General features: G+C 27.5%; 7 protein-coding genes and 1 pseudogene. 2 read left to right on the plus strand and 6 right to left on the minus strand.

Annotated elements, in window-relative coordinates; genetic code table 11:
• Positions 1–392: 392 nt before the first annotated feature.
• From jag to rpmH, 5 genes are all read right to left on the minus strand, one after another.
• Positions 393–1,100 carry an RNA-binding cell elongation regulator Jag/EloR gene (gene jag, locus Q1X91_RS14235; RefSeq protein WP_300759038.1) on the minus strand — a complete coding sequence of 236 codons (708 nt, stop codon included), beginning with the start codon at positions 1,098–1,100 and terminating at the stop codon, positions 393–395.
• A gap of 64 nt (positions 1,101–1,164) precedes the next feature.
• Positions 1,165–3,039 carry a YidC/Oxa1 family insertase periplasmic-domain containing protein gene (locus tag Q1X91_RS14240; protein WP_300759039.1) on the minus strand — a complete coding sequence of 625 codons (1,875 nt, stop codon included), beginning with the start codon at positions 3,037–3,039 and terminating at the stop codon, positions 1,165–1,167.
• Positions 3,040–3,128: 89 nt separating this feature from the next.
• Complete coding sequence (gene yidD / locus Q1X91_RS14245) at positions 3,129–3,338, minus strand: membrane protein insertion efficiency factor YidD (RefSeq protein WP_020004581.1); 210 nt, start codon at positions 3,336–3,338, stop codon at positions 3,129–3,131.
• Between the two features lie 3 nt (positions 3,339–3,341).
• Entirely contained in the window at positions 3,342–3,689 is a 348-nt protein-coding gene (gene rnpA / locus Q1X91_RS14250; protein ID WP_300759040.1) for a ribonuclease P protein component, read from the minus strand.
• A gap of 60 nt (positions 3,690–3,749) precedes the next feature.
• Positions 3,750–3,893: a 50S ribosomal protein L34 gene (gene rpmH, locus Q1X91_RS14255; RefSeq protein ID WP_008723263.1), complete on the minus strand. Its 144-nt coding sequence runs from the start codon at positions 3,891–3,893 to the stop codon at positions 3,750–3,752.
• A 196-nt stretch (positions 3,894–4,089) separates the two neighbouring features.
• Between rpmH and Q1X91_RS14260 the strand changes: the two genes are divergently transcribed.
• A complete protein-coding gene (locus Q1X91_RS14260) occupies positions 4,090–4,572 on the plus strand; it encodes an ATP-binding protein (protein ID WP_300759042.1) in 483 nt (160 codons plus the stop codon).
• Positions 4,573–4,605: 33 nt separating this feature from the next.
• Complete coding sequence (locus Q1X91_RS14265; RefSeq protein ID WP_300759044.1) at positions 4,606–6,159, plus strand: ATP-binding protein; 1,554 nt, start codon at positions 4,606–4,608, stop codon at positions 6,157–6,159.
• 159 nt (positions 6,160–6,318) lie between these two features.
• Here the strand turns inward: Q1X91_RS14265 and Q1X91_RS14270 are convergent.
• Positions 6,319–6,563 (minus strand): annotated as a pseudogene (locus Q1X91_RS14270) (ATPase); the annotation flags it as partial.
• Between the last annotated feature and the right edge of the window lie 227 nt (positions 6,564–6,790).

Consider the following 6,790-nt stretch of genomic DNA (forward strand, 5'->3'; position numbering starts at 1 on the left):
CGCACGGTATTGTTTATTCTTATCAAATGTCAACGATACGTGCGGCTGATTACCTATTATTATAAAAAATAAATTATTTATTTTACATTTAAAACTTATTTTATTTATTAACAACCAATAATATTTTATGCTATTTATAACTTATAATTAGATTTATCAATAACTCAGAATTGACAAGTCATATTTGTTTAGGTATATACTGAAAATTTTTAAGTTTGTAATTTTTTTTGACTAATTATTGAAATTATAAATATTATTTTAAATTATTGTATAATAATACCAATACATATAATTACAAAATTGAAAAAACAATATTGATAAATACTTTTGCAATAAATATAACAAAAAAGGGAAGCTATAAAGCCTCCCCTAAAATTATAATGAACTTTTTATTATCTGTTTCTATAATATGATTTATTATATCCGCCTCTGTCATTATATCTTTTGTTATTGTTGTATCCGCCTTTTCTTTTTGAATAAACTTTTACACTTCTGTATGGCGGTTCTCCATCACTTTTTGTTTCAACATCATTATCATTTTGAAGTTCCAAATGTATAATTCTTCTTTCATAAGGCGACATAGGATCCAAAGCAACCACTCTTCTAGTTTTTTTAGCCTGCTGAGCAGCCTGACGTGCTATATGTTTTAATGTTTCTTCGCGTCTTTCTCTATAGCCGTCAACATCTAATATAATATGTCTTTCAGTATCATCATTAAATTTTTTGGAAGCTATCAATGAAATAACAAACTGTAAAGCCTCTAATGTAGCCCCTTTTTTACCTATTAAAACTCCTGAATCATCTGTTGAAATGTTAATATAAATTCTTTTTTCGCTTTCTTCTTTAGCGGTAACTTCAGCTTCAACTCCCATATACTTTAATATATTAGATACTATAGATTGAAACTCGCCTAAATTAGTAGAAATTTCTTCATAATAAACACGTATAATAGTTGGTGATTCTTCTCCAAAACCTAATAAAGAACGCTTGCCTTTATCTACTACCTCTATTCTCACCTGATCTTCTGTAAGATTAAGCTCTTCTAGTGCCTTGCTAACGGCTTCCTTTTCTGATTTACCACTAAACTCTTTTACTAACATAGTATCTCCTCCTTTCTATATGATAAGTAATATTTGTTATTACTCCTAATTTGATAAATAATTATTACTTCTTTTTCCTTTTTTTCTTTTTTGCACTTATTTTTGTTTCCTCTTCTTCTACAATATTATTTGATGATTTATCTAATTTTGATGTTATAAACTGCTGAGCTACGCCGAATACGTTTTGTGCTGTCCAATATAAAGCAAGTCCGCTTGCAAAGTTATAGAACATAAGAAGCATCATAAGCGGGAAAATAGTAGTCATCATCTTCATTTGAGCTGCTGCTGAAGAAGAGCCGCCTGCTGAAGAAGAAGGCTGTAATTTCATACTTAAATAACTTGTAATTGCCATCAATATAGGGAATAAATTAAAGTTAAATCCGCCTAATATAGGCAAACTTGCTGGAAACACAAATAATTTATCTGGCGATGAAAGGTCAGTTATCCATAAAAAAGGTGTATTTCTAAGCTCTACCATAGACTGCATGAGATAGAAAAATGCTATCAAAAGAGGAAACGGAAGAAGCATAGGAAGACAGCCGCCCAACGGATTAATCTTCTCTTTTTTATATATCGCCATTATTTCGGCATTTAATTTTTCCGGATTATCTTTATACTGCTCTCTTATACGCTCTATTTTAGGATTTACTAGCTGCATTCTTTTCATAGATTTATAAGAAGCATTATTCAATGGGAAAGTAATTATCTTAAATAATAGTGTAAATAAAAGTATAGCCCAAGCATAATTTTTAGTCACATTATATAAACCATTAAGCATAATATCCAATATATAAGTTAAAGGTCTTAAATTAATACCCAAGAAAGATTCCTGAAATATTGATTCATAAGATTCTTCTACATAATATTTAGAAAATAATCTTCTAACTTTAGGTCCCATAAATACTGAATATGTATCAGTTATAGAAGAACCGCTTTTAATATTATGTTTAGAAACTAAATTTGCTAAATGAAAATCATTTCTATATTCATTAGTTGAAGGTTTTGAAAAAGTCATAGTTTCAAAAACTGTATTATCAGGCTGAGCTGATGAAGAAATTATAGCAAAATATCTGTTATTTAAAGCTACCCATTTATCCTGACCTTCATATACATTATATCTCATATGATTAGTTTTTATTCCTCTTGAAGAAGAACCGAATAATCTTGAAAATATATTATCTTTTACTATATCACCTGTTAATAATATTTTTGATTTACCGCTTCCCTTTATTAAATATTGTGCTCTTGTAGCATCTTCTCTTACAGAATTTTTATCTGTTCTGTAAGGTCCTATTCCAGTAGCCAAAAAATAAGAATAGAAAAGAGATAAATCTTTTTCTCCGATATTTTCTATCGTTACAGAGTTTTTTAACTGATAAGGATCTTCTCCAAAACTGAAAGTCTTTGTAATTTTTACTGGTACATTATCTATAAGAGCTAATGCACTATAGCTTACCAAATCATTATTTTCATTTGAAATTAATTGATAATTTAAATTTTCAGGCATTGCAATGGAATTAGAAAGATTCTGAAAAGTTACAGTAAAAGGATAAATACCTTCATAAACCTGCTCTACCATATCAATAATTTCATTAGTAGCATCTCTGCCCAAATCCTGAGGATAATAATTTTTTAATTTATAAGAAAATAAAGAGCCGTTTTTAAAAGAGGCTATAACATATTCATTTTCTAATATTTTTTCATTATTTAAAGGTAAAGCATTGGTATCTTCTATTTTTGCAAAATTCTGCATTTGTGCAGTATCTAATAAATAATTAGCCGTATTATTATTTTCTATATTGTTGGAAACAGCCGCTGAGTTAGTACTAGTATTCGAACTATAAACAGGTTTCATCACTTTAGACTGATAGAACATATATATGAATAATATTATAGCTGTAAGTGCAAATGCTATAACCATTCTTTTATTATTGCTCATAAAATATTAAAGCTCCTTAAATCAATTATATACAACAAATGAGAATTTATTTAAGCAATTAAAAAGGAAGATGGTCTTTGCAAAAAAGATTATGGTACAGGATCATATATTTTTTTTGCTAGAGGATTACATCTCAGTACTCTGGCAATTGCGAGGAAACTGCCTTTTATAGCCCCATATTTAATAACAGCCTGTTTAGCATACTCTGAGCATGAAGGTATATATCTGCATGAAGGTCTCAGATAAGGGGAGACAGCCTTTTGATAGAAAAAAATTAAAAGTAAAAGAATATGTTTCATAATTTATAAAACCTTCTGAAATAACTTTATCAAATCTCTTTTGCAATCGTTAAAAGAAAGGGAATAATAGCTATCAAATTTATTAATAATAATAAAATAATCATAGCCGACAGGGATTTTATCTTTTTGGCTTCTAAATATCTCTCTCACTATTCTTTTTACCCTATTTCTGCCCACGGAATTAGTTTTATTTTTTTTGATAGCCACAGCAAATCTGCAATATAAGCGATTATTCTTTAATAAAAGAACAGTATAGCTGGAATTACTTATTCTTTTCACACTACTATTCTTATTAAAGAATGCAGATATATCATTTCTATGTTTTAACCGCTCTTTACTATATAATTTCAACTAATATTCCCTATCACAGTTTTCCATAAGTACTGTTTTTAATAATTGCTTATAAAAGCATTATTCATCTGCAGCAGTTAAGCGATATCTGCCTTTTCTTCTTCTGCGTTTTAATACATCGCGTCCATGTTTTGTTGCCATACGTTTAAAAAAGCCAAATTTTCTAGCACGACGCAGTTTACTTGGCTGATAAGTTCGTTTCATTTATTTTTCTCCTTAAAAAGATTATATTTCTTAATTAGATTTTATCAAAAAAAATTATACAAATGTACTGAAGTATTCTACTATATAAAAAACATTTTGTCAAGTACATAATATATAATCAAAAAAACAACAAAATCATAATTTTACATAAAAATTAAAATTTGATATAATATTGTTATAATGATATAATGATAGAATGAAAAAGTATATTCTTGAAAATAAACTAGAAGATATTACTCCGTTAATAGAAGAAATATGTTTAGAGGTGAAAAAATATATAGGAAATAATGAGTTAGATCTGTTTGCATCGGCTTTATATGAAGTAATTATGAATGCTATAGAACATGGGAATTTAAATGTACTTTATGAAACTAAAAAAGAATGGCTTAAAAAAAATATTTACAATAAAAAATTAAAAGAACTTTTGAAAACAGATAAAGCAAAAAATACACATGTTGAAATACTATTAAAAATTGAAGATGATAAGATTAATATCAATGTCAAAGATCAGGGACTTGGATTTAAGCCTAAACAAGAAGCAAAGAAAATTAATAATGATGGGTTTGCCCGTGAAAGCGGAAGAGGAATGATGATGATTAAATCGTATTTCGATGAAGTAAAATTCAATAAAAAAGGCAACTCCATTACTCTAATAAAATTTATTCAAAAAGAACAATAAAAAAAGAATTTTAATAAAAAAGAGTTTCTGCTTATGGATAATAATAAAAAAAAAGTTAAAAAAGTTAAAGATACAAAATTCTTTAAAAAATCTCCTCCAATTCAATTAGATACAGGATTCGTTAATTTAGAGAGATTTATTGCTATTAACGAATATAATGACGGATCTTTTTCCAGAGAATATAACTGTGATATAATAAACAGAAAAGGAAGAGATGCTGTTATTATAGTACCATACTCCTATATAGATAATCAAATACATGTACTTATGATAAATACCTTCAGACCTGTAGTATATTACAGAGAAAAGGTTATGACTGGTAAAAAAACTGAAGATATTGATGAGCATATAATGAACTTTTTTGAGTTTCCTGCTGGAATGCTTGAAGAAGATGAAATGAATGATAAAAATCCTAATCAGGGAATAAAAAAATGTGCACAAAGAGAGCTTGAAGAAGAAACAGGATATTCCGTACCGTTAAAAAGCATAAATGTATTAGGTCATAGATATTATAGTTCTTCTGGTATTATTACTGAAAGAATAAATATTGCTACCTGCGATATTACAGGACTTACACCTAAAAAAGAAATAAAAACTGACGGCTCTGTTATGGAAGAGAGTATAGAAACTTTTTTTGTTCCTTTTGATAAAGCTATGAGATGGTGCAAAGATGGAATTATAAAAAATGCAGGCACAGAAATAGGACTTCATAGACTTTATTTTTCAATAATGTATGAACATCAGAAAAATCATAATCTGATACTTCAAAAAAGGCTTCATACTCTTCTTAATGAAATTAGTTCGCTCAAAAAAAGTGCTGAACACTACAACAGACTTATAAGAGAGTTTAAAGCTACTGTTTCTCATGAATTAAGACACCCTTTTACTGAAATTATGGGATATATTAATTTACTTAAAAAAAATAATATTCCTGAAGAAAAAAGAGAAGAGTTTTTTAATATAGTTTCAAGAAGCATTAAAAAACTTTATGATACTAATAATAACCTTATACAAATAGCTTTAAAAGATGATGAGGCTTCCAAATATGTATCTGAGTTTGATGTAGAAGAAGAGCTTAACATCATAATAGACGGATACAAATTTATTTATCCTAAAGATATAAAAATAGAAATGAATATAGAAAAAAACTGCCGTATATTAATAGGATACCATGAAAGATTCAGACTTATTATGGAAGGAATTATATCAAATGCTTTCAAATTCACAAAATCTGGAACTATATCTATAAATATAAGAACATTAGATACTATAGAAAAAAAAGAGCTTGATTTTTCTCCAGACTTATTTAACTATCACACTATGAAAAATATAATACCTAATGAAATAGAAATAACTGTTAAAGATACTGGGAAGGGAATTAAGCCCAGTAAATTAAAAAAGATATTTATACCTTTTTATCAAGCTGATTCTAGATTTGAAAGAGAATACGGCGGAATGGGAATAGGATTATCTGTTGTAAAAGATTTGCTTGACACTATGCAGGGTACTATTACTATAGACAGTTCAGAAGGTGCTGGAACTATAGTAAAATTAAGAATGCCTTTTGGTATACCAAGCAAAAATTAATATAATCTCAAAATAAGTAAATATATAAAAAACAACAAAATAGATATTAAAATTTTACTCTTATAATTTTTACTAAATATTGGTAATTATACTATATGAACCATATACAACTTCTGGATTTTCAGTATCTGTCAGACTAAAACATCTATGAGATTTTTATGTGTCATTAAAATCCATATTGAAGTTTATAAAGTTAATACTTATAACTTCACTTATTATATCATAAGGCTCTTTTCTTATGCTTCATTTACTCTTAAATATATATTTATGATGGCTTTCACATCAAGTACGGATTCTTTTAAGTTAATACTTACTGGTAAGTTGTGAGGATTCATTATTTGAATATTATGAACAGTTTCAAAGCCTAAATCTTCAAGAACAGCATTTACTATATTCTCTAGTATATACCTAAACAATTACAATTTGTCAAATTTTAATTATTTATAATATAATATATTTTTATTAATCAACAAAATATGTTTTAGATGTATAGTAAATTACTTATTTGGTATAATAATAGGTAATCAGCCGCACGTATCGTTGACATTTGATAAGAATAAACAATACCGTGCGTCCCGAACGAAGATGAGGGAGAGCTCGCGGTTGACAAACTTAAAAATTTTTAGTATAT

Origin of the sequence: uncultured Brachyspira sp., from assembly GCF_949287625.1 — a bacterium.
Classification (GTDB): Bacteria; Spirochaetota; Brachyspiria; order Brachyspirales; family Brachyspiraceae; genus Brachyspira.

What these genes read in the sequence shown, in the direction of transcription:
- Q1X91_RS14240 (WP_300759039.1), bottom strand. Translation starts at nt 3,039, where the DNA reads ATGAGCAATAATAAAAGAATGGTTATAGCATTTGCACTTACAGCTATA.
- Q1X91_RS14260 (WP_300759042.1), top strand. Translation starts at nt 4,090, where the DNA reads ATGAAAAAGTATATTCTTGAAAATAAACTAGAAGATATTACTCCGTTA.
- jag (WP_300759038.1), bottom strand. Translation starts at nt 1,100, where the DNA reads ATGTTAGTAAAAGAGTTTAGTGGTAAATCAGAAAAGGAAGCCGTTAGC.
- yidD (WP_020004581.1), bottom strand. Translation starts at nt 3,338, where the DNA reads ATGAAACATATTCTTTTACTTTTAATTTTTTTCTATCAAAAGGCTGTC.
- Q1X91_RS14265 (WP_300759044.1), top strand. Translation starts at nt 4,606, where the DNA reads ATGGATAATAATAAAAAAAAAGTTAAAAAAGTTAAAGATACAAAATTC.
- rpmH (WP_008723263.1), bottom strand. Translation starts at nt 3,893, where the DNA reads ATGAAACGAACTTATCAGCCAAGTAAACTGCGTCGTGCTAGAAAATTT.